The organism is Vibrio sp. 11986-1-5 (genome assembly GCF_963878025.1).
Classification (GTDB): Bacteria; Pseudomonadota; Gammaproteobacteria; order Enterobacterales; family Vibrionaceae; genus Vibrio; species Vibrio injensis.
Map to the genome: position 1 here is coordinate 1 of NZ_CAWNVW010000007.1, position 26,904 is coordinate 26,904.

20 protein-coding genes, 7 tRNA genes and 1 pseudogene are annotated in these 26,904 nt (G+C 44.5%); 21 read left to right on the forward strand and 7 right to left on the reverse strand.

Annotated elements, in window-relative coordinates; translation table 11 throughout:
• The 9 genes and pseudogenes from tuf to rpoC form a co-directional block, all read left to right on the forward strand.
• Positions 1 to 126: pseudogene (gene tuf, locus AACS00_RS02470) on the forward strand (elongation factor Tu); the annotation flags it as partial.
• 240 nt (positions 127 to 366) lie between these two features.
• Positions 367 to 747, forward strand: a complete 381-nt coding sequence (gene secE, locus AACS00_RS02475; RefSeq protein WP_072671279.1) for a preprotein translocase subunit SecE — start codon at positions 367 to 369, stop codon at positions 745 to 747.
• A 12-nt stretch (positions 748 to 759) separates the two neighbouring features.
• Positions 760 to 1,308 carry a transcription termination/antitermination protein NusG gene (nusG, locus tag AACS00_RS02480; protein ID WP_004397649.1) on the forward strand — a complete coding sequence of 183 codons (549 nt, stop codon included), beginning with the start codon at positions 760 to 762 and terminating at the stop codon, positions 1,306 to 1,308.
• 130 nt (positions 1,309 to 1,438) lie between these two features.
• Positions 1,439 to 1,867, forward strand: coding sequence for a 50S ribosomal protein L11 (gene rplK / locus AACS00_RS02485; protein WP_004397648.1), 429 nt, complete (start codon positions 1,439 to 1,441; stop codon positions 1,865 to 1,867).
• Positions 1,868 to 1,871: 4 nt separating this feature from the next.
• Positions 1,872 to 2,573 carry a 50S ribosomal protein L1 gene (gene rplA / locus AACS00_RS02490; protein ID WP_004397647.1) on the forward strand — a complete coding sequence of 234 codons (702 nt, stop codon included), beginning with the start codon at positions 1,872 to 1,874 and terminating at the stop codon, positions 2,571 to 2,573.
• Between the two features lie 271 nt (positions 2,574 to 2,844).
• Entirely contained in the window at positions 2,845 to 3,339 is a 495-nt protein-coding gene (rplJ, locus tag AACS00_RS02495; RefSeq protein ID WP_110168385.1) for a 50S ribosomal protein L10, read from the forward strand.
• 59 nt (positions 3,340 to 3,398) lie between these two features.
• Positions 3,399 to 3,764 carry a 50S ribosomal protein L7/L12 gene (gene rplL, locus AACS00_RS02500; RefSeq protein WP_072671277.1) on the forward strand — a complete coding sequence of 122 codons (366 nt, stop codon included), beginning with the start codon at positions 3,399 to 3,401 and terminating at the stop codon, positions 3,762 to 3,764.
• 243 nt (positions 3,765 to 4,007) lie between these two features.
• Positions 4,008 to 8,036: a DNA-directed RNA polymerase subunit beta gene (gene rpoB / locus AACS00_RS02505; RefSeq protein ID WP_072671276.1), complete on the forward strand. Its 4,029-nt coding sequence runs from the start codon at positions 4,008 to 4,010 to the stop codon at positions 8,034 to 8,036.
• Positions 8,037 to 8,137: 101 nt separating this feature from the next.
• Positions 8,138 to 12,340 (forward strand): DNA-directed RNA polymerase subunit beta', encoded by a 4,203-nt coding sequence (gene rpoC, locus AACS00_RS02510; RefSeq protein ID WP_110168386.1) that lies wholly within the window; start codon positions 8,138 to 8,140, stop codon positions 12,338 to 12,340.
• A 109-nt stretch (positions 12,341 to 12,449) separates the two neighbouring features.
• On the opposite strand, the gene rsd is transcribed toward rpoC, so the two are convergent.
• A complete protein-coding gene (gene rsd, locus AACS00_RS02515) occupies positions 12,450 to 12,938 on the reverse strand; it encodes a sigma D regulator (protein ID WP_181397657.1) in 489 nt (162 codons plus the stop codon).
• A 184-nt stretch (positions 12,939 to 13,122) separates the two neighbouring features.
• Here rsd and nudC point away from each other — a divergent pair, with 184 nt between their 5' ends.
• The 4 genes from nudC to AACS00_RS02535 all read left to right on the forward strand — a co-directional run bounded on the left by nudC (position 13,123) and on the right by AACS00_RS02535 (position 17,121).
• Complete coding sequence (gene nudC / locus AACS00_RS02520; protein WP_110168388.1) at positions 13,123 to 13,911, forward strand: NAD(+) diphosphatase; 789 nt, start codon at positions 13,123 to 13,125, stop codon at positions 13,909 to 13,911.
• A gap of 259 nt (positions 13,912 to 14,170) precedes the next feature.
• Complete coding sequence (hemE, locus tag AACS00_RS02525) at positions 14,171 to 15,235, forward strand: uroporphyrinogen decarboxylase (RefSeq protein WP_110168389.1); 1,065 nt, start codon at positions 14,171 to 14,173, stop codon at positions 15,233 to 15,235.
• A 117-nt stretch (positions 15,236 to 15,352) separates the two neighbouring features.
• A complete protein-coding gene (locus tag AACS00_RS02530) occupies positions 15,353 to 16,003 on the forward strand; it encodes a TetR/AcrR family transcriptional regulator (protein WP_110168390.1) in 651 nt (216 codons plus the stop codon).
• Positions 16,004 to 16,155: 152 nt separating this feature from the next.
• On the forward strand, positions 16,156 to 17,121 hold the full coding sequence (locus AACS00_RS02535; RefSeq protein ID WP_110168391.1) for a DHH family phosphoesterase: 966 nt from the start codon (positions 16,156 to 16,158) through the stop codon (positions 17,119 to 17,121).
• 18 nt (positions 17,122 to 17,139) lie between these two features.
• On the opposite strand, the gene AACS00_RS02540 is transcribed toward AACS00_RS02535, so the two are convergent.
• The 6 genes from AACS00_RS02540 to rsgA form a co-directional block, all read right to left on the reverse strand.
• Positions 17,140 to 18,264, reverse strand: coding sequence for a murein hydrolase activator EnvC family protein (locus tag AACS00_RS02540; protein WP_110168392.1), 1,125 nt, complete (start codon positions 18,262 to 18,264; stop codon positions 17,140 to 17,142).
• 132 nt (positions 18,265 to 18,396) lie between these two features.
• The gene (locus tag AACS00_RS02545; RefSeq protein WP_110168393.1) at positions 18,397 to 19,623 is read right to left on the reverse strand and encodes a DEAD/DEAH box helicase; all 1,227 of its coding nucleotides are present in this window, start codon (positions 19,621 to 19,623) and stop codon (positions 18,397 to 18,399) included.
• A gap of 182 nt (positions 19,624 to 19,805) precedes the next feature.
• Complete coding sequence (gene gpmM / locus AACS00_RS02550) at positions 19,806 to 21,338, reverse strand: 2,3-bisphosphoglycerate-independent phosphoglycerate mutase (RefSeq protein ID WP_110168394.1); 1,533 nt, start codon at positions 21,336 to 21,338, stop codon at positions 19,806 to 19,808.
• Between the two features lie 192 nt (positions 21,339 to 21,530).
• Positions 21,531 to 22,946: an SLC13 family permease gene (locus AACS00_RS02555; protein ID WP_110168395.1), complete on the reverse strand. Its 1,416-nt coding sequence runs from the start codon at positions 22,944 to 22,946 to the stop codon at positions 21,531 to 21,533.
• A 208-nt stretch (positions 22,947 to 23,154) separates the two neighbouring features.
• On the reverse strand, positions 23,155 to 24,012 hold the full coding sequence (gene asd, locus AACS00_RS02560) for an archaetidylserine decarboxylase (RefSeq protein ID WP_110168396.1): 858 nt from the start codon (positions 24,010 to 24,012) through the stop codon (positions 23,155 to 23,157).
• A 95-nt stretch (positions 24,013 to 24,107) separates the two neighbouring features.
• Complete coding sequence (gene rsgA, locus AACS00_RS02565) at positions 24,108 to 25,172, reverse strand: small ribosomal subunit biogenesis GTPase RsgA (protein ID WP_110168397.1); 1,065 nt, start codon at positions 25,170 to 25,172, stop codon at positions 24,108 to 24,110.
• Positions 25,173 to 25,312: 140 nt separating this feature from the next.
• Here rsgA and orn point away from each other — a divergent pair, with 140 nt between their 5' ends.
• The 8 genes from orn (at position 25,313) to AACS00_RS02605 (ending at position 26,882) form a co-directional block, all read left to right on the forward strand.
• A complete protein-coding gene (orn, locus tag AACS00_RS02570; RefSeq protein WP_072671263.1) occupies positions 25,313 to 25,858 on the forward strand; it encodes an oligoribonuclease in 546 nt (181 codons plus the stop codon).
• A gap of 214 nt (positions 25,859 to 26,072) precedes the next feature.
• Positions 26,073 to 26,148 (forward strand) — tRNA-Gly (locus tag AACS00_RS02575).
• A gap of 78 nt (positions 26,149 to 26,226) precedes the next feature.
• Positions 26,227 to 26,303 (forward strand) — tRNA-Met (locus tag AACS00_RS02580).
• A 34-nt stretch (positions 26,304 to 26,337) separates the two neighbouring features.
• Positions 26,338 to 26,413: transfer RNA gene (locus tag AACS00_RS02585), tRNA-Gly, on the forward strand.
• Positions 26,414 to 26,453: 40 nt separating this feature from the next.
• A tRNA-Met gene (locus tag AACS00_RS02590) sits at positions 26,454 to 26,530 on the forward strand.
• 34 nt (positions 26,531 to 26,564) lie between these two features.
• A tRNA-Gly gene (locus tag AACS00_RS02595) sits at positions 26,565 to 26,640 on the forward strand.
• A 33-nt stretch (positions 26,641 to 26,673) separates the two neighbouring features.
• Positions 26,674 to 26,764, forward strand: a tRNA-Gly gene (locus AACS00_RS02600).
• A 41-nt stretch (positions 26,765 to 26,805) separates the two neighbouring features.
• Positions 26,806 to 26,882 (forward strand) — tRNA-Met (locus AACS00_RS02605).
• The last annotated feature ends 22 nt before the right edge of the window (positions 26,883 to 26,904 follow it).

Below are 26,904 nucleotides of genomic sequence, written 5' to 3' on the forward strand. Positions count from 1 at the left end.
GGCGACAACATCAAGATGGTTGTAGAGCTAATTGCACCAATCGCGATGGATGAAGGTCTACGTTTCGCTATCCGTGAAGGTGGCCGTACAGTAGGCGCTGGTGTTGTAGCTAAAGTTATCGCTTAATCACAGTTTCTGTGAAGAATGATTTGACTATCCAGTAGCAAAAAGGGCATCATTTGATGCCCTTTTTCTACGCAATTAGTCACTTTGTTTGTTTTATCATCAAGCGCTAGCATGAAATTTAGGGGCCGAGACTATTTCTTGGTCAAAATCAGTATATCAGCCGTGTAGCTGATGAAATGGATTTGCCCTGCAACAGCGGGGCTGTTGTCGTCTATAGTAAGACTTGTGACAGGTTGGTTTATGAAAGCTAATAATGCTGAAACTCCTGATAGCTCAAATGCGCTAGATACGGTGAAGTGGGTCATCACTTTCGTATTGCTGGCCGCTGCTGTTGTAGGTAATTACCTGTATGGTGAGTGGTCTGTAGTCGCACGTGCTGCAGGTGTCATTGTGTTAATTGCCGGCGCTCTTGGCGTCGCGGCAACCACAGTAAAAGGTCAAGCTGCGATTGTTTTTGCACGCGAATCTCGGATGGAAGTTCGTAAAGTGGTATGGCCTACGCGTCAAGAAACCATGCAAACAACATTAATCGTGTTAGCTGTAAGTATTGTAATGGCTTTAGCACTTTGGGGCATTGATGGAATTATGGTCCGTCTAGTGTCTTTTGTGACTGGAGTATAGAGGGTTTAATACATGAGTGAAGCTCCAAAAAAACGCTGGTATGTCGTTCAAGCCTTTTCTGGGTTTGAAGGTCGTGTCGCTCAATCGCTTCGTGAGCATATAAAAATGCATGCGATGGAAGAACACTTTGGTGAAGTGCTTGTTCCAACGGAAGAAGTGGTTGAGATGCGCGCAGGCCAACGTCGTAAGAGCGAACGTAAATTCTTCCCAGGTTACGTGCTGGTACAAATGGTTATGAATGACGAGTCATGGCATTTGGTACGTAGTGTTCCTCGTGTAATGGGCTTCATTGGTGGCACTTCGGATAGACCTGCACCCATTACTGATAAAGAAGCCGATGCGATCTTGAACCGTTTAGAAAAAGCGAGTGAAGCGCCACGTCCGAAAACGATGTTTGAGGTGGGTGAAGTGGTTCGCGTTACAGAAGGTCCGTTTGCTGACTTCAATGGTACGGTAGAAGAGACTGATTACGATAAAAGTCGCCTGAAAGTTTCTGTATCTATCTTCGGTCGTGCAACGCCTGTTGAGCTCGAATTTGGTCAAGTCGAAAAACTTGACTAAAATAGCATCTATTTTAGTCTTGTGAAAAGCGTGAGATAAGATTATAATTTCGCGCCTTTTTACAGGCATTATGTAAAACTGGGGAGCTGATAAATATATTAGCGTTTGCACCCAATCATTAGGAAATATCATGGCTAAGAAAGTTGAAGCTTATATCAAGTTGCAAGTTGCAGCTGGTATGGCGAACCCAAGTCCACCAGTTGGTCCTGCACTAGGTCAAAAAGGTGTTAACATCATGGAATTCTGTAAAGCGTTTAACGCAAAAACAGAATCAATGGAGAAAGGTCTACCGACTCCTGTTGTTATCACTGTATATAGCGACCGTTCTTTCACGTTCATCACTAAGACTCCTCCTGCAGCTGTTCTGCTTAAGAAAGCGGCTGGCCTTAAGTCTGGTTCTGGTCGTCCAAACACTGAAAAAGTGGGTACGATCACTGACGCACAAATCCAAGAAATCGCAGAACTAAAAGCTGCTGATATGACTGGTGCTGATATTGAAGCGATGAAACGTTCTATTGCGGGTACTGCTCGTTCAATGGGCCTAGTGGTAGAGGGTTAAGATCATGGCAAAATTAACTAAGCGCATGCGTACAATTCGTGAAAAAGTTGACGCAACTAAAGAGTACGAAATCAACGAAGCCGTTGCACTTCTTAAAGAACTAGCAACTGCTAAATTTGTTGAGTCGGTTGATGTTGCAGTAAACCTTGGTATCGATGCTCGTAAATCTGATCAAAACGTACGTGGTGCAACTGTACTACCTCACGGTACTGGTCGTGATGTTCGCGTTGCAGTATTCACTCAAGGTGCTAATGCTGAAGCGGCTAAAGCTGCTGGTGCAGACCTAGTGGGTATGGAAGATCTTGCTGAGCAAGTGAAAAAAGGCGAAATGAACTTCGACGTTGTGATTGCTTCTCCAGATGCAATGCGTGTTGTTGGTCAATTGGGTACCATTCTTGGTCCTCGTGGCCTAATGCCAAACCCGAAAGTTGGCACTGTAACCCCTAACGTTGCTGAAGCAGTGAAAAATGCTAAAGCAGGTCAGGTTCGTTACCGTAACGACAAGAACGGCATCATCCACAGCACTATCGGCAAAGTAACTTTCGAAGCTAACCAACTGCAAGAGAACTTAGAAGCTCTGCTTGTTGCGCTTAAGAAAGCAAAACCATCATCAGCAAAAGGTACTTACGTGAAGAAAGTAAGCATCTCTACGACGATGGGTGCAGGTGTTGCTGTTGATCAGCTAACGCTGAACACTAAAATATAATTCCTTTGCTTAGGCGCGAAATTTATGTATAATTTTGCGCCTAATATTTGTGGTTGGGGCTGAACTTTGGTTCTTTGAACTATGACACAGTCTCCGTCCAAGACCGTAGGCGTTATCAATCAGATAACTTAATAAAACCTACGTAGATGGTGCCCGAACTGACAGAAAGCTCTAATTTTTATAAGTTACCTTTCTTCTGGGACTGCACCTAATAATCTCTCACTGTTGTGATAATAGTGAGTGGTGTAACGACAACCAGGAGCAATCCAAGATGGCTTTAAATCTTCAAGACAAAAAAGCAATTGTTGCTGAAGTCAACGAAGCGGCCAGTGGTGCACTTTCTGCAGTTGTTGCTGACTCTCGTGGCGTTCAAGTAGGCGCGATGACTTCTCTACGTAAACAAGCGCGTGAAGCGGGTGTTTACCTGAGAGTTGTTCGTAATACTCTAGCACGTCGCGCTGTAGAAGGCACAGCTTACGAATGTCTGAAAGACGTATTCGTAGGTCCTACTTTGATCGGTTTCTCTAACGAGCACCCAGGTGCTGCAGCGCGTCTTTTTAAAGACTTCGCTAAAGAGAATAAAGCTTTCGAGATCAAAGCAGCTGCATTTGAAGGTGTAATTACTGACGCTGAAGTACTAGCGACACTACCAACTTACGACGAAGCAATTGCACGCCTAATGATGTGCATGAAAGAAGCTTCTGCTGGCAAGCTGGCGCGTACTATCGCTGCAATCCGCGATCAAAAAGAAGCTGCAGCGGCTTAATTGCCTTGCACTTTATTGGTTGCTAAATAAACTTATTGTTGACTTAAAAGAGAATTGTTATGTCTATTACTAACGAGCAAATCCTAGACGCTATTGCAGAAATGTCTGTAATGCAAGTTGTTGAACTTATCTCTGCTATGGAAGAGAAGTTCGGTGTTTCTGCTGCAGCTGCAGTAGTTTCTGGCGGCGCTGCTGCTGCTGAAGTTGAAGAGCAAACTGAATTCGACGTAATTCTAGCTGCTGCTGGCGCGAACAAAGTTGCTGTTATCAAAGCAGTACGTGGCGCAACTGGTCTTGGCCTAAAAGAAGCTAAAGCACTAGTTGACGGCGCTCCAGCACCTCTTAAAGAAGGCATCGACAAAGCTGAAGCTGAAGCTCTTAAAGCTCAGCTAGAAGAAGCTGGTGCAACTGTTGAAGTTAAGTAATTATTACTTAATTCCTTAGCCGAAAGGCTAATGGCTGGTGGTTTATTGACCACCAGCCTTTTTGCGCTGTAGGGTATGGGCGAATTTTCCCGCTGTTTAAGCGTTCCATATTCTTGCAAAAAGCATCTAAATCATAACGATACGAGATGCCACTACAGTAAACAGCGATTTAGTCACTGTCCTATCCCTTTATTAATTAAAGGCGGGCAGTTTGGGTCACTTATCAGCGAGCTGAGGAACCCCATGGTTTACTCTTATACCGAGAAAAAGCGCATCCGTAAGGACTTTGGTACTCGTCCACAAGTATTGGACATTCCATACCTGCTATCGATCCAGCTTGATTCGTTCGAAAAATTTATCGAACAGGATCCAGAAGGGCAATACGGTCTTGAAGCTGCTTTTCGTTCTGTATTTCCAATCCAGAGCTACAACGGCAATTCAGAGCTGCAATACGTTAGCTACCGTCTTGGTGAGCCAGTTTTTGACGTTAAAGAATGTCAAATCCGTGGTGTAACTTATTCTAAACCTCTACGCGTAAAACTACGCTTAGTGATCTTTGACAAAGACGCGCCGGCAGGCACGGTTAAAGATATTAAAGAACAAGAAGTCTACATGGGTGAAATTCCACTCATGACAGATAATGGTACCTTTGTCATTAATGGTACTGAGCGGGTTATCGTATCCCAGCTGCACCGAAGCCCAGGCGTGTTCTTCGACAGCGATAAGGGTAAAACCCACTCTTCTGGTAAAGTGCTTTATAACGCACGCGTGATCCCTTACCGTGGTTCATGGCTCGACTTTGAGTTCGATCCTAAAGATAACCTATACGTACGTATTGACCGTCGTCGTAAGCTACCTGCGTCAATTATTTTGCGTGCGCTAGGTAAAACCACAGAACAAGTTCTAGACATTTTCTTTGACAAAGTGAAGTTTGAAGTCAAAGACCAAACTCTGATGATGGAGTTGGTGCCAGAACGTTTACGTGGTGAAACGGCAACGTTTGATATTGAATCTAATGGTAAGGTTTATGTCGAAAAAGGTCGTCGTGTTACTGCGCGTCACATTCGTCAGCTAGAAAAAGATGAAGTGAGTTTTATTGAAGTCCCTGTTGACTATATTGTCGGTAAGATTTCAGCGAAAGACTACATCAACGAAGCAACGGGTGAAGTGATCCTTGCAGCTAACCAAGAAGTTACTTTGGAAGTACTCGCGAATTTATCTCAAGCGGGATACAAAAAGCTGGAAGTTCTCTTTACTAACGATCTCGATAACGGTCCGTTCATGTCTGAAACACTACGTGTTGACAGTACTTCTGACCGAATTTCAGCGTTAGTTGAAATCTACCGCATGATGCGCCCTGGCGAGCCGCCAACGAAAGAAGCGGCTGAAGCGCTATTTGAAAGTTTATTCTTCTCTCCTGAACGTTATGACTTATCAACGGTAGGTCGTATGAAGTTCAATAGTTCTATTGAACGTACAGATGCAGAAGAGCAAGGCACACTCGATGAAACTGATATCATTGAAGTGATGAAAAAGCTGATCGCGATTCGTAACGGTAAAGGGGAGGTTGATGATATTGACCACCTAGGTAACCGTCGTATTCGTAGTGTTGGCGAAATGGCAGAAAACCAATTCCGTGTTGGTTTAGTACGTGTTGAACGCGCAGTAAAAGAACGCCTAAGCTTAGGTGATCTTGATAACGTGATGCCACAAGACTTAATCAATGCGAAACCAATTTCTGCTGCTGTAAAAGAATTCTTTGGTTCTTCACAGCTGTCTCAGTTTATGGATCAGAACAACCCGTTATCAGAAGTTACGCATAAACGCCGTATTTCTGCTTTAGGTCCGGGTGGTTTGACTCGTGAACGTGCTGGTTTTGAAGTTCGTGACGTACACGTGACCCACTATGGCCGTTTATGTCCGATCGAAACACCTGAAGGTCCAAACATCGGTCTGATCAACTCTTTGTCGGCTTTTGCTCGTTGTAATGAATATGGCTTCCTTGAGACACCATACCGTCGAGTTGTTGATGGCATTGTGACTGATGAAGTCGATTATTTATCAGCGATTGAAGAAGGCCAATTTGTTATCGCTCAGGCAAACGCCAAGCTTACCGATGATAGCCGTTTTGCTGATGAACTGATCACTGCTCGTCAGAAAGGTGAATCTGGTCTTCACCCGCGCGAACATGTTGATTACATGGACGTTGCGACTAACCAAGTAGTATCGATAGCAGCCTCTTTGATTCCGTTCCTAGAACACGATGACGCGAACCGTGCTTTGATGGGTGCAAACATGCAACGTCAAGCAGTACCCACATTACGTGCTGAAAAGCCATTTGTCGGTACTGGTATTGAGCGCAACGTAGCCGTTGACTCAGGCGTAACGGTTGTCGCTAGCCGAGGCGGTATCATTCAGTCGGTTGATGCTTCTCGTATCGTGGTTAAGGTTAATGAAGAAGAGTTAATCCCTGGCGAAGCTGGTATTGATATCTATAACTTAACGAAATATACCCGTTCGAACCAAAACACCTGTATTAACCAGCGTCCTTGTGTGATGCCTGGTGAACCTGTGGGACGTGGCGATGTATTGGCAGATGGTCCATCTACGGATTTAGGTGAGCTAGCACTAGGCCAGAACATGCGTATCGCATTCATGCCTTGGAACGGTTATAACTTCGAAGACTCAATCTTAGTTTCAGAGCGCGTTGTGCAAGATGACCGCTTTACTACTATCCACATTCAAGAACTGTCTTGTGTGGCTCGTGATACTAAGCTTGGTGCTGAAGAGATCACTGCAGATATTCCAAACGTTGGTGAAGCGGCATTATCTAAGCTTGATGAGTCAGGTATCGTTTATATAGGTGCAGAAGTTAAGGGTGGCGACATCCTTGTGGGTAAAGTAACACCAAAAGGTGAAACTCAGCTCACTCCAGAAGAGAAGCTATTACGCGCTATCTTTGGTGAGAAAGCTTCTGACGTTAAAGATACTTCATTACGTGTACCTAACTCGGTGGCTGGTACGGTTATTGACGTGCAAGTTTTCACTCGTGACGGTGTCGAGAAAGACAAGCGTGCGCTTGAAATTGAGCACATGCAATTGAAAGAAGCTAAAAAAGATCTGACTGAAGAATTCCAGATTCTTGAAGGTGGTCTATTAGCTCGTGTTCGCTCTGTATTGTTAGCCGGTGGTTACTCAGATGCGAGACTGGATTCTATTGAACGCAAGAAATGGTTAGAGCAAACCTTGGAAGACGAGGAGCTACAAAACCAACTTGAACAGCTTGCTGAACAGTGGGATGAGTTAAAAGCCGACTTTGATAAGAAGTTTGAAACTAAACGTCGTAAGATCACTCAAGGTGATGATTTAGCACCTGGTGTTCTTAAGATCGTGAAAGTTTACTTAGCGGTTAAGCGTCGTATCCAGCCGGGTGATAAGATGGCGGGTCGTCATGGTAACAAAGGTGTTATCTCGAAGATCAACCCTGTGGAAGACATGCCGTATGATGAGAATGGTCAGCCAGTCGATATCGTACTGAACCCACTAGGTGTACCATCGCGGATGAACATCGGTCAGATCTTAGAAGTTCACTTAGGTCTCGCGGCCAAAGGTATCGGCGATAAGATCAACCAGATGATCAAGGAACAACAAGAGCTAGCGAAGCTGCGTGAGTTCCTACAAAAGGTTTACGACCTTGGCGATACTCGTCAGTCGGTTGACATCGCAACGTTATCTGATGATGAAGTACGTACTTTAGCTAATAACCTACGCAATGGCCTAACGGTTGCAACTCCAGTCTTTGATGGTGCGAATGAAGCTTCCATTAAAGAGATGTTGCAATTGGCTGACCTGCCGACTTCTGGACAGTTAACTCTGTTTGATGGCCGCACGGGAGATGCCTTTGAGCGTCCGGTTACTGTTGGTTATATGTACATGCTGAAATTGAACCACTTAGTGGACGATAAGATGCATGCTCGTTCAACAGGTTCTTATAGCTTGGTGACTCAGCAACCTCTGGGTGGTAAAGCACAGTTCGGTGGTCAGCGTTTTGGTGAGATGGAAGTGTGGGCACTAGAAGCCTACGGTGCCGCTTACACGTTACAAGAAATGCTCACCGTTAAGTCTGATGACGTTAACGGCCGTACTAAGATGTATAAGAACATTGTAGACGGTAACCACGCGATGGAACCTGGTATGCCTGAATCGTTCAACGTATTGTTGAAAGAGATTCGCTCGCTAGGTATTAACATCGAGCTAGAAGACGAAGAGTAAACCTTAAGGTTCCCCTTTCGGGGAGCCTAACTGGTTTTCTGGTAGGAAGGTGCTCGTTACATTAAGCAGCGGGCCCTTTTAACTCCTTACAGGAGCTGATTGTGAAAGACTTATTAAACTTTCTAAAAGCACAGCATAAGACCGAAGAATTTGATGCAATCAAAATCGGTCTATCTTCTCCAGATATGATCCGTTCATGGTCATTCGGTGAAGTGAAAAAACCTGAGACCATCAACTATCGTACGTTCAAACCTGAGCGTGATGGTCTATTCTGTGCGCGTATTTTTGGTCCGGTAAAAGACTACGAGTGTCTTTGTGGCAAATATAAGCGTCTGAAACACCGTGGTGTGATTTGTGAGAAGTGTGGCGTTGAAGTAACCCAGACTAAAGTTCGTCGTGACCGTATGGGCCATATCGAACTAGCTTCTCCTGTTGCACACATCTGGTTCTTAAAATCACTACCGTCTCGTATCGGTTTGTTGATGGATATGCCATTGCGTGATATCGAACGTGTTCTTTACTTCGAAATGTACGTAGTGACTGAGCCAGGTATGACCGATCTTGAAAGAGGACAAATGCTCACTGAAGAAGAGTATTTGGATCGTCTTGAAGAGTGGGGTGATGAATTTACCGCTAAGATGGGTGCAGAAGCGATCAAAGATCTTTTGTCTTCAATGGATCTTCAGGTTGAAACTGAGCAAATGCGTGAAGAGTTAGAAACCACTAACTCTGAAACCAAGCGTAAGAAACTGACTAAACGTTTGAAGCTAGTTGAAGCCTTCCTTTCTTCAGGCAATAAGCCTGAATGGATGATCTTAACTGTTTTGCCTGTACTGCCGCCGGATCTTCGTCCTCTAGTTCCACTTGACGGTGGACGTTTTGCTACGTCGGATCTGAACGATCTGTATCGTCGAGTAATCAACCGTAACAACCGTTTGAAGCGCCTACTTGAGCTTGCTGCACCAGATATCATCGTACGTAACGAAAAACGTATGTTACAAGAGTCGGTGGATGCACTATTAGATAACGGTCGTCGTGGTCGCGCTATTACTGGTTCTAACAAGCGTCCTTTGAAATCTCTTGCTGATATGATCAAGGGTAAGCAAGGTCGTTTCCGTCAGAACCTACTGGGTAAACGTGTCGATTACTCTGGTCGTTCGGTTATTACCGTAGGTCCATACTTGCGTCTACACCAGTGTGGTCTTCCTAAGAAGATGGCACTTGAACTATTTAAACCATTTATCTACAGCAAACTTGAGACTCGTGGCCTAGCAACGACGATCAAAGCTGCGAAGAAAATGGTTGAGCGTGAAGAAGCGGTTGTTTGGGATATTTTGGATGAAGTGATCCGTGAACATCCAGTATTGCTTAACCGTGCACCAACACTGCACCGTTTAGGTATTCAAGCTTTTGAACCGGTTCTGATTGAAGGTAAGGCGATTCAGTTGCATCCACTCGTGTGTGCAGCGTATAACGCGGACTTCGATGGTGACCAAATGGCGGTACACGTGCCTCTAACTCTAGAAGCACAGCTTGAAGCACGTACGCTGATGATGTCGACCAACAACATTCTGTCACCTGCATCGGGTGATCCGATCATCGTTCCTTCTCAGGACGTTGTATTGGGTCTGTACTACATGACTCGTGAAAAGATCAATGCAAAAGGTGAAGGTATGTACCTTGCTGGCCCAGAAGAGGCTGAAAAGGCATACCGCACTAAAAATGCTGAATTGCATGCACGTGTTAAAGTACGTATTACCGAAACGGTAGTGGATGAAGATGGTCACAGCACCACTAATACCCAATTGGTCGATACAACGATTGGTCGTGCTATGTTGTGGCAGATTGTACCGACAGGTTTACCTTACAGCATCGTTAACCAAAAATTAGGTAAGAAGCAAATTTCTAACCTACTTAACGAGGCATATCGTAAGCTGGGTCTGAAAGACACGGTTATTTTTGCTGACCAAATCATGTACACCGGCTTTGCTTATGCAGCACTCTCTGGCGTATCTGTTGGTATCGACGATATGGTCGTTCCTGCAGCTAAGTACACTGAAATTGCTGATGCAGAAGAAGAAGTGCGCGAAATTCAAGAGCAGTTCCAATCTGGTCTAGTTACTGCTGGTGAACGCTACAACAAAGTGATCGATATTTGGGCGTCAACCAATGATCGCGTTGCGAAAGCGATGATGGAAAACCTCTCTTCTGAGTTAGTCATTAACCGTGATGGTGAAGAAGAGCGTCAAGAGTCTTTCAACAGTATTTACATGATGGCCGACTCAGGTGCTCGTGGTTCTGCGGCTCAGATTCGTCAGTTAGCAGGTATGCGTGGTCTAATGGCTCGTCCAGATGGTTCGATCATTGAAACGCCAATCACCGCGAACTTTAAAGAAGGTCTGAACGTACTCCAGTACTTTATCTCAACCCACGGTGCGCGTAAGGGTCTAGCCGATACCGCATTGAAAACGGCAAACTCAGGTTATTTGACTCGTCGTTTGGTTGACGTAGCACAAGACGTTGTGGTTACAGAACACGACTGTGGCACCCATGAAGGCGTTGATATGATGCCTCATATCGAGGGTGGTGACGTTAAAGTTGCTCTGACTGAGTTAGCACTTGGACGTGTTGTTGCAGAAGATATTGTTAAGCCTGGTACTGAAGAAGTCTTGATTCCACGTAATACTTTACTGGATGAAAAATGGTGTCAGATCATTAACGATAACTCGGTTGACCGTATCCGCGTTCGTTCGGTAGTAACTTGTGATGCTGACTTTGGTTGTTGTGCATTGTGTTATGGCCGTGATTTGGCTCGTGGTCACTTGGTTAACCAAGGTGAAGCAGTCGGCGTTATTGCTGCTCAATCTATCGGTGAGCCAGGAACACAGTTAACGATGCGTACTTTCCACATCGGTGGTGCTGCATCAACAGCGGCAGCAGAGAACAGTATTCAAGCGAAGAATAAAGGTTCTGTGAAACTGCATAATGCTAAATTCGTAATCAATAAAGATCGTAAACTGGTGATCACTTCACGTGCATCAGAGATGACGATTATTGATGAATTTGGTCGCACCAAAGAGAAGCACAAACTGCCTTACGGTTCGTTATTAAGCAAAGCCGATGGCGATGCAGTTGACGCCGGTGAAGTGATTGCTAACTGGGAAGCGCATACACTGCCTATCATTACTGAAGTGGCTGGTCGTATCCAGTTCGTGGATATGATTGATGGTGTAACCGTTTCTCGTCAAACTGATGATCTAACGGGTCTATCTTCAAGTGAAGTGACTGATGCCGCCGCTCGTCCAGCTGCAGGTAAAGATATGCGTCCTGCGATTAAACTGGTTGATGCGAAAGGTAAAGATGTCTTGATCCCTGGTACTGATATGCCAGCGCAATACTTCTTACCTGGCAAGGCGATTGTAAACATCGAAGATGGCGCAGAAGTAAACATCGGTGACACGTTAGCACGTATTCCACAAAAATCTGGCGGTAACCGAGATATCACAGGTGGTCTACCACGCGTAGCTGATTTGTTTGAAGCGCGTAAGCCAAAAGAGCCAGCGATTCTTGCTGAGCACACGGGTACCGTTTCATTCGGTAAAGAGACTAAAGGTAAGCGTCGTCTACTGATCACTCGCGATAGCGGTGATGTGTATGAAGAGATGATTCCTAAGCATCGTCAGCTCAACGTGTTCGAAGGTGAGCGAATTGAACGTGGTGATGTCATTGCTGATGGCCCAGAGTCACCGCATGACATTCTGCGTCTACGTGGTATCCACGCCGTGACTTCATACATTGCTAACGAAGTTCAGGAAGTTTACCGTCTACAAGGCGTTAAGATAAACGATAAGCATATTGAAACGATTGTTCGTCAGATGCTACGTAAGTGTACCATCACCCATTCAGGTGATTCGGAATTCTTACCTGGTGAGCAAATTGAGTACGCTCAAGTTAAGATTGCTAACCGTTTATTAGAAGCTGATGGTAAAGAACCTGCTCGTTTCGAACGCGAACTATTAGGTATTACCAAAGCCTCTCTGGCAACCGAATCGTTTATTTCAGCGGCGTCGTTCCAAGAAACAACACGCGTACTGACAGAAGCGGCGGTATCGGGCAAACGCGATGATTTACGTGGTCTAAAAGAGAACGTAATCGTAGGTCGTTTGATCCCTGCCGGTACGGGTTTTGCGTACCATCAAGATCGTCAAGCGAAGCGTCTAGTTCAACAAGAAGGTACGTCAGCAGAACAAGCGACGGACAATCTTGCAGCGCTACTAAATGCTGGTTTTTCATCGGACGAGTAATCGTATCGCATGAGTAAAAAAGGCACCCTAGGGTGCCTTTTTTTAACGGTATTTTTTATGTCAGATTGCTTTTAAGTTATTCATTTTGCAATAAAGAACTAACGGTTATTTAAGCGCCTGGTGGAATAGCAAGGCTATCTGCAATTAACTGAATCAAGTAATCTTCAGACGCAAATCGAGACTCAAGTACCTCACCCACCGTCGATAAATCATTATCGAGGTTTTCTAGGTCATCGTCGTCAGCTACGGTGGCGTAATTATCGGCAAAATCTAATAAGGCATCATTCGTGTTGACGATTTTGCCATAGGTTTGATTAATATCGTCCGTTGCTTTAAAACCGGTCGCTTGCCATTTTTGCATAACCATATCATAAATTTTGAAATGGCCTTCGGAGATATAATCAACCAGCTCCTGACTAAAGCGGTGCAATGCTTTTGGCGAGGGTAACTCATTCAGTGAGGACTCGGGAGTCAAAGGCTGTAGTGCTGCAAGCTTGCAGTACTCAACAATTAGGTGTTGACGGTTATCTAACCAGTGATCGATGACTTCGCTGGATCCGCCCCACTGCTCTTGTGTTTTCTTTAATTTATTTAGCATGACCATGCCCTCATGATCTCATCATCTTTTATCGATGATTTTCCTTGCACGCCCATTGTAGTGCTTTACTACAACCTGTTGTCCTAACGAGAATTTATAGGTTTGAAAATCAAATGACTACAAACTCTGGTATGAATTTAGATTGCCAGTAAAATGGTCGAACTGCAAGCAATCAGGAGTGAGTATGTTAGAAAACAGTGACACAAAAGCCGCTTATTGGTGTGTTGTTTCAGGAAGTGAGATCTGGACCATTGATGGGGATATCCCTTTTGGTTGTGCGCAGCAATGGCAATTACCGACGGAGCATGCGGTATTGATTGGTGATTACCATCAAGCGCCCGTTTATTGGATTAATGCTCAAGAGATAGACCATGACTTAGCGATGACAAATTTACGTACGCTATTATCGATAGATTCGGTGCTATTTTTACTCGCCAGTAAAGCCGTTCAATATGGATACATGAGTCAGACTCAGCGCTTTTGTTCACAATGTGGGGGGCGTAATCGGCTCAATCACCATCAGTTAGCAATGCAATGTCAGGAGTGTCGCACTTTACATTACCCGCGTATTTTTCCATGCATTATTGTTGCTGTTCGTAAAGAGGATCAGATTTTACTTGCCCAACATCCTCGTCATCGTGGTGGGATGTACACGGTGATTGCGGGTTTTTTAGAGGTAGGAGAAACCCTTGAGCAATGTGTCGCGCGTGAGGTGCAAGAGGAAACGGGGATTGCTATCGACAATATTCGTTATATTGGCAGCCAACCTTGGGCGTTTCCTTCTAGTATGATGATGGGTTTTTTAGCCGACTATGCCGGTGGTGAGCTAAAGCCTGATTACTCAGAACTGACCGATGCGCAGTGGTTTAGTGAACCTCATTTACCTGAGCTTGCTCCACACGGAACGATAGCACGAGCGTTGATTGAGCAAACTTTAGCCAATATACGAATCGGGAAAAGCACTATCGATTAGTGCAATAACCATAAAAAAACCCTCCGCAAGGGAGGGGGTAAGTAAGATGTCGTTATGAGATGCTAGACATTAAATGCCTAGCTATTATTATCGTTTTCGCTAGCGAATAAATTTGTAACAGTTAATGCTTTTGCACGCAATTTAAGCATTGATTTAAAAGTTAATAACTTGATCTCGGTTGCAAAGCACTCTGCGATGCTTGGTCAATCAATGTTAGAATGAGCGATTGATTACCGCTTGATAAAAATGGGAATAAGCCATGACTGAATTAAAAAATGACCGCTATTTGCGAGCATTGCTCAAGCAACCTGTCGATTGCACGCCAGTATGGATGATGCGTCAAGCGGGACGCTACCTACCAGAATACCGAGCGACACGTGCACAAGCGGGCGATTTTATGTCGTTATGCAAAAATGCCGAGCTGGCTTCTGAAGTCACATTGCAGCCGCTGCGCCGTTTTTCACTCGATGCCGCGATTTTGTTTTCCGATATCTTAACCATTCCCGATGCCATGGGCTTAGGTTTGTATTTTGAAGCTGGTGAAGGGCCAAAGTTCGAGCGTCCCATCACCTGTAAAGCGGATGTCGATAAAATTGGTGTACCGGATCCAGAAGGCGAGTTGCAATATGTCATGAATGCAGTGCGCCAAATTCGTAAAGATTTGCAAGGTGAGGTGCCTTTGATTGGCTTTTCTGGCAGCCCTTGGACCTTAGCAACTTATATGGTGGAAGGCGGAAGCTCAAAAGCTTTCACTAAGATCAAAAAGATGATGTATGCCGAGCCGGCCTTATTGCATCTTTTACTCAATAGGCTGGCAAATAGCGTGATTGAGTATTTGAATGCACAGATAAAAGCTGGAGCGCAGTCGGTGATGGTCTTCGATACTTGGGGCGGCGTATTAACCCCAAGAGATTATCAGGCCTTTTCGCTGAATTACATGCATAAAATTGTTGATGGATTGATTCGTGAGCACCAAGGCAGGCGAGTCCCCGTGACATTATTTACCAAAAATGGTGGTATGTGGCTCGAATCTATCGCGGCTACGGGATGTGATGCGATTGGACTGGATTGGACTATCAATATTGCTGATGCTAAAGCGCGAGTGGGGGATAAAGTTGCGCTACAAGGTAATATGGATCCTTCAATGCTTTATGCTAATCCAGAACGAATTCGCCAAGAAGTCGCGAGTATTTTAGAAGGTTTTGGTCATGGTAGTGGGCATGTATTTAATTTAGGTCATGGTATCCATTTAGACGTTCCGCCTGAAAATGCCGGAGTGTTTGTTGATGCTGTCCATGAGCTATCAATGCCTTATCATCGATAAAAATATTCAGTATTGAGCCTGCTTTCATTTAAATCGCGAAGAGGTGGCTCTGTCTGCCTCTTTATTTTGTTTGGTATATACTGAGATAAATTCACCACTTAAGCTTATGGTTCGACAATGAAAACCAGAGACCGAATAATTCATGCTGCGTTAACTTTGTTTAATGAGCATGGTGAAAGACCGATCACTACCAACCATATTGCGGCTCATATCGAAATTAGCCCCGGTAATCTCTATTATCATTTCCGCAATAAACAAGAGATTGTGCGTGAAATCTTTGCTTGGTACTCGGCAGAACTTATTGAGCGTTTTAGTCCTTGGCAGGGTCAATATGAAAGTTTAACACTGCTGAAACATTATTTAGATTCTATTTTTAATTTAATGTGGAAATATCGATTTTTCTACGCCAATTTGCCCGAAATTTTGCAACGTGATCCTGAGCTACATCAATCGTATATTCAAGTTCAAGATAAACTCCAAGTGAATTTGATTAACATTATGCAAGTGTTTATTGATATGCAGCTCTTGGCCATGGATGAACAAGAGATGAAAAAGCTAGTCACGACTTTGCATTTGATTGCTTCAAGCTGGTTAGCGTATCAATCTGCCATGTCGGCTAACGCGTCCATTACCGAGCATGTTATCCATCAAGGGATGCTACAAATTATCTCAGTGATGAAACTGAATGCAACAGCACAAGGATTAGAGCAATTGCAACTGTTGGAAGAAGGTGTCAGGGCCATGCACGCTACTACCATCATTGGCTAGGATGCGTTGATTTTTCAATGGTTGCCATGCGATTGCGGCTGTTATAGCGATGCTGAGTAATAAGTTTGGAGATATAACGTTTTTATCTTACCCATTATTGTTCGATTTAGATAAAGTGTGCTTATGTCCGCTAAATACCCCTGTGAATAACCATGCACTATGATGTTTTTAATGGTGATGCTGATGGCATCATCGCGCTATTACAACTGCGTTTAGCCGAGCCTATCGAAAGTCAGCTAGTCACTGGTGTGAAGCGAGATATACAGTTACTCAGAAAACTAACGGTTAATCCCGGTGACTCTGTGGTCGTGCTCGATATCTCGATGGCAAAGAATACGCTTGATTTACAGCGCCTTCTCAACGAAGGGGCAAGAGTGTTTTATGCGGATCATCATCAGTCCGGTGATGTTCCTTACCACGCTAATTTAACCACTCACATTGATTTAAACGCCAATATTTGTACAGGCTTGATCATTGATCGATTACTGGCGGGCCGTTTTCATCATTGGGCGATTGCCGCTGCTTATGGTGATAATTTGATCGCGACCGCCAATCAGCTTGCGTCACAAGCTGGACTAACGACGTCTCAAACTAACCAGTTGCAATCAATCGGAACTTTACTCAATTACAATGGCTATGGGCAAAGGTTACAAGATCTGCATTTCCATCCCGCAGAACTGCTGCGAAGTTTATTGCATTATCCTTGCCCTTTTATGCTCATCGACGATCAGCTTTCTCCCTACTATCGCCTCAAGCAAGCCTATCAACAAGATATAGCGCAGGCGCAAGATCTGAAGGCATATTATCAAAGTCAGGTTTTGCGAGTGTTTATTTTACCCGATCAACCGGCCTCACATCGCGTCAGTGGAGTATTAGGAAATCTACTGGCTAATCAGCAACCGAATCACGCCCACTTGGTGCTCACTGAAGCCGACAGTGAAAGCTATACTGTGTCGTTGCGTGCTCCTTTAGCGAATAAACAAGGCGCAGGCGCTATTTGTGCTCAGTTTGTTACTGGTGGTGGGCGAGAAGCGGCGGGAGGCATAAATCGTCTAGCTAAGTCGCAATTAAATCAACTGATTGAGATGGTTGATATTTATTATCGATCTTCATTATAGTTGACACGCATGATTGGTTTAGCGAGTCAGCCATTGGCGTGGGTTTTCTGCCCGGCTATTACGACGAATTTCAAAGTACAACGCGGGACGAGATTGTCCTCCTGTATCACCGGCTAAGGCCAGTGTGTCCCCGGCGACGACCTTGTCGCCCTCTTTTTTCATGAGTGATTGGTTATAACCGTACAAGGTCATATCACCTTTACCGTGATCGAGTAAAATTACTAATCCATAACCACGTAAATATTCAGCAAACACAACGGTTCCTGGATAGACTGCTTTGACAGCTTGGCCATAATTGGCGCTGATCACCATGCCTTTCCAATCGACTTGACCGGTTTGTTTCTCTCCAAACTGATGTAACACGTTACCTTGCAGCGGCCAAGGTAGCTTCCCCCGTTGTTGAGTCAGCCCATCCATCGGTACCGCATTACGTTTCGCTGCTTTGGCGATTTCTGCTTTTAAGCGAGTTTCATTACGTTGCAGTTCGGCAAGATAAACTTGATCACCCGAGATACTTTGCTGAATGGTATTGACAGTCTTACGTCGTTCTGCTTGAGTACTGGCTAACTTATCGCGTTTATCCGTTTGCTGCTGTAATAAGACGGCAATTTGATCGCGCTCGCGTTGCAGTTGTCTTTCACTTTCGTTGAGCGCTTGATGAGTCGTTTGTAAACTGCGTAAGGTTTCCGTACGCGCTTTGGCCAAATGTTGATAATACTGACTAATTCTGTCTTGCTCGACGCCACTTTTGAGGAGATCGCCGCTGGCCAGTGCTCGTTGAGTCACATAGTAAGTCTGTAACAGTTGGGTGAGCTTTTCGGTCTGTTGCTGGCGCTGCTGTTCTAATTCAAGTCGGTTTTTTTGAATGTTGGCGAGATTGTCATTAGCGGTCACTAAATCGCGCTGGGTATTTTTAATTTGATTTTCTAGCTGAGAAATAGACAGCTCTTGCTGTCTGAGCGAACGCTGTAATTGATCCAGCTCTTTTTGTCGTTGACTCAGTGATTGCTGTTGACGAGAGATTTCGTTTTTGACACCAGACAGCTCTTGTGGCGAAGCGGCGTGAGCCGCACCCGATGAAATGGTGATCGCTAAGTATATCGAGAATAATCGTACAGCAAGATTTAAAATAGACAACGTCATGTTTGAGCAATCATTACCATTAAAATTGTTGAATGCTCAGTATACTCAAAGTCACCTATCAGGCGAGCAGCATAATGTAAACTTTGTGCGGTTTTTTGTCATACTGCTCATTTGTTGTTAACAAACGCCGGTTTAGCGCGATGATTTTGATTGAAACTGTTTCACACTGCGTTTTTGAGCACTCCGTCGATTGGCTTGCTTATCTCGTGGTTGACGTTTTGGCGCAGCAGTAGCGGGTTGATCAGTAACGGGAAAATCGGCCAACGTCTGCAACACAAGGGGACGTTGAGTGAGCTGGCGAATCGCATCGAGAGTGACACTTTCATTATGGCAGACTAAAGATATCGCAAGGCCGGCTTTACCTGCCCGTGCGGTTCGTCCAACACGATGAATATACACTGCCGGACTTGGCGGTAAATCAAAATTGATAACGACAGGAAGCTTCTCAATATGAATGCCTCTTGCCAAGACATCGGTTGCGATTAATACCTCAATTTTCTGTTGTTTAAATTGAGCTAAGATTTGTTCACGTTCCGTTTGAACTTTATTGCCATGGAGTGCAGCAACACGAATCCCCGCTTTAAGCAGCTTTTTAGCTAGTGCCTCTGCATTATCTCGAGCGCCAATAAAGACCAAGGCTTGAGGCCAATGATGTTGTTTGAGTAACCCAATCAAGACTTGAGCCTTACTGCCTTTATTGACTAAGTACAGTTGCTCATCAATCTCGGGCACCGTTTGATTAGGTGGGCTAGCACTGATTTTTATTGGCTCTTTTAATGGTTGCAGAGCTTTCTCTTCAAGGTCTGGCAATAAGGTAGCAGAGAATAGCAGAGTCTGTTTTTGAGTCGGTAAATGGTTAATGATCCGCTGTACATCGGGCCAAAATCCCATCTCTAATAGTCGATCGGCCTCATCCAGTACCAGATGTTGTAGCGATGATAGGTTGATGATCTGTTGCTCAATAAGATCCAATAATCGTCCTGGCGTAGCAACGATGATCTGGGGGTTTTGTATTAATCGTTCTTGTTGTGATTGTTGATCTACACCTCCACAAAGTGCGCAGACATCAATGTTCATCGGTGTTGCCACCAAGCTAAGTTGTTGACTGACTTGGCTTGCCAGTTCACGAATAGGGACGATGATCAACGTTTGAATGTAGGCTGTTGTTGGGAGTGTTTTCTGTAATAACGGTAAGCCATAAGCGAAGGTTTTACCGCTGCCCGTTTGAGCGAGAGCGAGCAGATCACGACCAGACAAAATAACAGGAATCGCCAACTGTTGGATTGTGGTCGGAGTCTGTAACTCAGCGGGTAGGGCACCAAGTAGAGAAGAATCCAAGTTAAGCTCAGAAAAGGTCATAAATAGATCATGGATGAGAGAAGCGGTAGTTTGAGTCTAAAGCTATTCATCGTTGGCGACAACTCACGATGATAGTGATGCTAAGTAAGAAATTGTTAGGTAAAAGTCATCGATAAAAAATCCCCTTAAATGGTGAATTTAAGGGGATCAATGCGTTAAAAATTGTATATTAGGAATAAGCGTTATGAATAAAGCACTTTACCTGACATATCAGCAGGAATTTCCATGTCAGTTAGCGCCAACATGGTTGGTGCGAGATCCGACAGTTTACCCCCCTCTTTAAGAGTAATTGACTTATTACCGACATAAATCAGTGGGACGGGTAAGCTGGTATGTGCGGTATGTACGCCACCAGTTTCTGGGTTAATCATCATTTCAGCGTTACCGTGGTCTGCGGTAATGAGCAACTGACCATCGACTTCTTTAATTGCTTCAACTACTCGGCCAATACATTCATCGACCGCTTCACAAGCTTTAACCGCCGCTTCATAAACACCAGTATGACCGACCATATCACCATTTGGATAGTTACAAACGATCGCATCGTATTTACCGGATTTGATTGCCGCAACCAGTTTATCAGTGAGTTCTTTAGAGCTCATTTCTGGCTGCAGATCGTAAGTCGCGACTTTTGGAGAGGCGACTAGCTGGCGCTCTTCACCAGGAAACTCGTTTTCTGCGCCACCGTTAAAGAAGAAAGTCACGTGGGCGTATTTCTCAGTTTCGGAAATGCGCAGTTGGGTTTTACCGGCTTTAGATAGCCATTCGCCATAGGTATTATCCAGTGACGCTGGTGGAAAAGCTGTTGCTAGTGGAATGTCTGCCGCGTATTGCGTTAGCATTACGAAGTTGACTTTAGGGAATACTTGACGAGTGAAGCCATCAAAATCGGCGACAAAGGTACGAGTAATTTCACGAGCACGGTCAGCACGATAGTTCAAAAATAGTACCGCATCACCGTCTTGCATGGCTGCTGATTCTTGATCTGCACTGCGGATTTCTGTTGCTTTTACGAACTCATCGTTTTCTTCACGTGCGTAAGCAGCGGTAAGACCAGCGACGGCAGAGTCGTAAGTGAACTCTGCTTTTGCTTGAGTAAGCAGATCGTAAGCCTTCTCAACGCGATCCCAGTTATTATCACGGTCCATAGCATAATAACGACCAATCAGAGAAGCGATACGTCCTTTACCGAGCTTGCTAAAGAGGTCTTGGAAGCGTGCCAGTGAACCTTCTGCACTGCGTGGCGGAGTATCGCGTCCATCAAGGAAGCAGTGGAGATAAATCTTTTCAGCACCACGAGCAGCTGCCAGTTCCACGGCGGCATAGATATGATCTTCGTGAGAGTGAACACCGCCTGGCGACATCAATCCCATGAGATGAACCGCTTTACCTTCAGCAACCGCTTTATCAATCGCATTGACAATCGCTTCGTTGTGTTGGAATTCTCCATCAGTAATTGATTTTGTGATTCGAGTTAAGTCTTGATAAACGATACGGCCAGCGCCGATATTGGTATGACCAACCTCAGAGTTTCCCATTTGACCATCAGGTAAGCCAACATCCATGCCTGAGGCAGAAATAAGCGTATGAGGATTATTTGCCATTAATCCATCAAGTACAGGTGTGTGCGCATTGTTGATCGCATTGCTGGCGTTATCTTCACGGTAGCCCCAACCGTCAAGGATCACTAGAGCCATTGGCTTCTTAGCAGACATAATTATAACCTCGTCAAATTCATGGTAATGAGAAATAAAAAACTAGCGTAATTTTACTACACTTTTTCCCCTTTGCAGTAGGTTAAGATCAATGATTCTCCCTATCAATAAGAAGAATGTTGTCTATGGATCAACATTGGTTACCTTCGTTGTTTTACTACTGCCATCGGTTGACGTTACGCTCCCATTGCATCAATTTAATGCCCAAGTGGCGATGTATACAATACATAATCCGACCAATCCAAGAATTAATCCGGTTTTGGCCATATCTTTACTTTCAATCAGGCCTGTTGAATAAGCCAATGAGTTGGGTGGCGTCGAGACTGGAAGAATCATGCCCAAGGATGCCGAGAACGCGACGACCACTAATAACCCTTGTAGACCGCCTACTTCAGTTAAACTAGACATAGACACACCAATGGCTGCTGCAATTGGCATTAACAAGTTCGCTGTTGCTGTATTAGACATGAAGTTTGCCATCAACCAGCAGACCACTGAAAGTGAAATGACGATAAACATAGGAGATAAGCTTTCATAATCAATGGCATGAGCCAAAGCAACCGCAAGGCCGGTATGCTCTAGTCCAATACCGATCGCAATGCCGCCTGCAACTAACCAAAGGACATCCCAGTTTATTTGTTTAAGCTCTTCTTTGCCCATGATCCCTGTTAGCGTAAATACGGCCAGTGGAATAATTGAGACAACATAAGTATTCATGCCATGTAGAGTGGTACTCATCCACAATAAAATCGTTGTGGCAAAAGTGATATACACAACGATGGCTCGCCAAGATCGTTGGAAGGTTCCCTGTAATTTTAACGTCATTTGTTGCTGAGATGAGGGAAATAGATATTGCAATAAAAACCAAGCAATCGTTAATTGAACAATGACAAAGGGTAAGCCCATCATCATCCAAGAAAGAAAATCAATGCTATTTTCTCCCGTTAAATATTGTAGCGCTATCGCATTCGGAGGCGTTCCTATTGGTGTTGCTATCCCCCCAGTATTAGCAGCTATGGGAATGGATAACACTAAGGCTTTAATGCCCAGCTCACCTTTTGGAGCTGAGGCGACAATGGGACCAAGCAGAGCTAACATCATCACTGTCGTCGCCGTGTTCGACATAAACATTGAGAATACCGAGGTGATGAGCATCAGTCCAAGCATAATAAATTTGGGCTGATGACCAAAAGGACGTAGTAATACACGTGCTAAGTTGTTATCCAGTTGGTATTTCGACGCTGCGATCGCTAAGGCGAATCCACCCATAAACAGAATGATGATCGGTGAAGAAAAGGCGCCAAGAATGTCGGTGTAAGGAATTAAATGTCCCACTTCATGTTGTTCAATCGGAGAGCGGAACCAATGTAACCCTTTGTCTGAAATCATAATTAATAATAGAGCAATGATCAGAATCGAAGTAGCAAAAACAGGGACCGGTTCTAAAACCCAGAGTAGGGCGGCAAGTAAAAAAATGGCCAATAAGCGATGCTGAACGAGCGTTAATTCATCAATAGGAATGATGTCGATGGGGAGTAAGAGTACGCCGACAGGAATAAAAAAACAGATCGCTAGCCGAGTCAGTAACCCGGTCGATAACGTTGACATAAGAGCGTCCTTTGCAAAAATATCCGAATGTTATCTAGGGTAAAGCATTGCTATGAAAAGATCGTAATGGCGAGTGAAAAATTGTTAGCTTAGACACAGTTCGTCAGTAGAAAGATCAAGCTCACCGTCAGCATAAGCTCCACTCTTATTGTGCAAGAATGGAGATCAGACTTATTGTAAAGCGTTTGGGAAAGGGGACGGGACTTGATTAGGCTTTATGGGCGTAGGCAGATCCGAGTAACGTTGGCGTATTTAATTGCATGCTACTATCGAAGCGAATCTGTTGTTTCGCAAATAAATTAATAACGGTTGATCCTAACTTAAATCGACCCATTTCTTGGCCTTTTTTCAAATGGATAGCATTAACACCTTCGGCTGGGTAATCCCAACGATACACCGTATTACCGCGCGGCGGAGTCATGGTTCCTGCCCATACCATCTCGATACTGCCAACAATGGTTGCACCGACCAGTACTTGAGCCAGTGGGCCAAATTCGGTATCAAAAATACAGACAACGCGTTCGTTACGGGCAAACAAATTGGGGACATTTTCTGCTGTTAGCGGATTAACAGAAAACAGATCGCCGGGCACGTAGATCATTTGTCTCAATGTACCGTCACATGGCATATGTACTCGATGGTAATCTCGTGGTGATAGGTAGAGAGTGGCAAACTCACCATCACGAAACTCTTCAGCCAGTTTAGCATCACCGCCAAGTAGAGTTTGAGCGGAGTAATGATGACCTTTTGCTTGAATTAATTGTCCGTCAGTTATTGGACCAAATTGACTAACGCAGGCATCTGCTGGGTGAACTAATGTCGTTTCGTCTTCTACTACCGGGCGCAGGCCTGGTTTTAACTCACGGACAAAAAATTCATTAAATGTCGCAAAGTGCTTCGGATCGGAATGTAACGCTTCACTCATGTTGACATTATATTGTTTAATAAACCAGCGAATGATGGCGGTGGTTAGACTGCCTGCCTTCGCTGACGCGAGTTTACCGACTAAACGGGTTAAAGCATGTTGTGGCAGCCAATATTGCAGCCTAACTTTAAATTTATCCATCGTATGTTATTTCCAATCTATCATCTTTGTTTTGGCGCGAAATGGTACTGAAAAATGATCAGCGTGTCATCAGACTCTGTTCACTCGTTGACATTCTATTGTTGGTCGGCTTTTTTATTACGAGAATACTGTCGATTGGCTTTATTTTCCGACATGCTCTCAATAATACGGTGATAGTTATCAAAGCGTTGTGCACTGATTTTACCGTTTTCGACGGCTTCTCTTAGCAAACAACCTGGGTCATCCCCATGTTTACAGTCACGAAATTTACATCCACCTAAATAGGGACGAAATTCTATATAGGCTTTGGTCACTTCCTCTGCGGCTAAGTGCCATAAACCAAACTCACGAATACCCGGAGAGTCAATCAAATCACCACCCGATGGGATGTGATATAAGCGAGCTGCGGTAGTCGTATGCTGTCCAAGCCCTGAGTTCTCAGAGATTTTACCTTCTTCGGCAATAATACCGAGTTGAGGCATCAAGGCATTGACTAAGCTTGATTTACCTACACCGGATTGACCGACAAAAATATTAATTTTATGACTTAATTTGCTCTCCAATAATGCTATATTTTCGCCACTTTCTTTACTGACAAAAATAACGTCATAGCCAATATCTTGGTAAGCCGCCAGTTGTTGTTGATAATCTGTCCGCTGCGCCTCACTGAGCAAATCAACTTTATTGAGAACGATGACCGGAGCTATCGATAGAGTTTCTGCAGCAATCAAATAACGATCAATGATATTTAGCGATAACTCAGGTAAGACAGAAGAGACAATGATCATTTGTTCAACATTAGCGGCGACGGGTTTTAGGCCGTCATAATAATCTGGGCGAGTCAGAACCGAACTGCGAGGTTCTACGGCTTCGACTACGCCTGAAATTCCAGCTAGCGTTTCTACGCCGGGGCGCCAAATTACCTGATCTCCGCACACTAAACTCTCGATCCCTCGACGTAAATTACATCGATGAATGATCTTGGTGTCGGGATCTTCAATATCCGCATGTTGACCAAATCGTGTGATCACTAGACCAGACTTAGCATTTTCCAGCATCGATTCATCCCATTGTACGGACTCTTCTTGTTTTAACTTGCGGTGCTGATTATTTCTAACTCGGCGCACTTGACCTTTAGTGAGTTTTTTTTTCTTTGTCACAGTTTTTCACTTTAAGTTTTTTAACTTAGTACGGTGCCCCACTCAATTTATCACTGCGCGCTGCACAGCGGTATCTTGGTGAGGGGAATTTAGGTTATAGTACCTTTTTTATTGGCAAACCCCTATAGGCACTTAATTATATGTCTTTTAGTGATCAAAACTTGATTTGGATTGATCTGGAGATGACCGGGTTAGACCCTGATGTCCATAAGATCATCGAAATTGCAACTATTGTTACCGATAGTCAACTCAATATATTGGCAGAAGGCCCTGTATTAGCTATTCATCAATCGGATACTGAGTTACAGAAAATGGATGAGTGGTGCACTCGTACGCACACTAATAGCGGTTTGGTCGAACGGGTTCGTCATAGTGCAATCAATGAAGCTCAAGCAATAGAACAGACGATTGATTTCCTAAAACACTGGGTGCCTTCTGGTGCCTCACCGATTTGTGGTAATAGTGTTGGTCAGGACCGACGTTTTCTTTATCGACATATGCCAGATCTAGAAGTGTATTTCCATTATCGTTGTATTGATGTGAGTACGATTAAAGAACTTACTCGCCGTTGGCAGCCAGACATTGCTGCCGGATTCAGTAAACAAGGAACTCATCTTGCCTTAGACGATATTCGCGAATCCATCGCAGAACTGAAATTTTATCGATCTCACGTTTTTAAAATCTGAAAATCGTCGCTGTCGAAGGAAGAATGAAGCTATGGTTGCCTTATCTCCCTAAATCGAGTGGCTGCAGTTTAATCTAGATTTGTGTGTTTTTTGATTAAGTGGTTTTTTTTATCGCCATACGAAAAGAAATATGATTTTTTTTACTTTAACTACTTGCATCACAAAAAAATGCACTTATAATTCGCAGCCCTGAACAGCGCAAAACGTTGTTGATGCGACACTAGCTCAGTTGGTAGAGCGCAACCTTGCCAAGGTTGAGGTCACGAGTTCGAACCTCGTGTGTCGCTCCAGATTAGTTTTTATTGCTGATAGCGATAAAACGGTAAAGTTACAAAGCTGACATCGTGCTTAACGATGAGCAATACGGACGCGGGGTGGAGCAGCCTGGTAGCTCGTCGGGCTCATAACCCGAAGGTCGTCGGTTCAAATCCGGCCCCCGCAACCAAATAAATAGCCTTTATCGTGCTTAACGATGACATGCGACACTAGCTCAGTTGGTAGAGCGCAACCTTGCCAAGGTTGAGGTCACGAGTTCGAACCTCGTGTGTCGCTCCAGTTTCAAGCCTACATCGTGCTTAACGATGAGCAATACGGACGCGGGGTGGAGCAGCCTGGTAGCTCGTCGGGCTCATAACCCGAAGGTCGTCGGTTCAAATCCGGCCCCCGCAACCAAATAAATAGCTTTTATCGTGCTTAACGATGACATGCGACACTAGCTCAGTTGGTAGAGCGCAACCTTGCCAAGGTTGAGGTCACGAGTTCGAACCTCGTGTGTCGCTCCAGTTTCAAGCTTTCATTGCGCTTAGCAATGAGATGCGATACTCGCTCAGTTGATAGAGCGCAACCTTGCCAAGGTTGAGGTCACGCCTTTTTGTTTAAAGAAAGTGAACCTCGTGTGTCGCTCCAGTTTCAAAGCTTGCATCGTGCTTAACGATGAGCAATACGGACGCGGGGTGGAGCAGCCTGGTAGCTCGTCGGGCTCATAACCCGAAGGTCGTCGGTTCAAATCCGGCCCCCGCAACCAAATAAATAGCTTTTATCGTGCT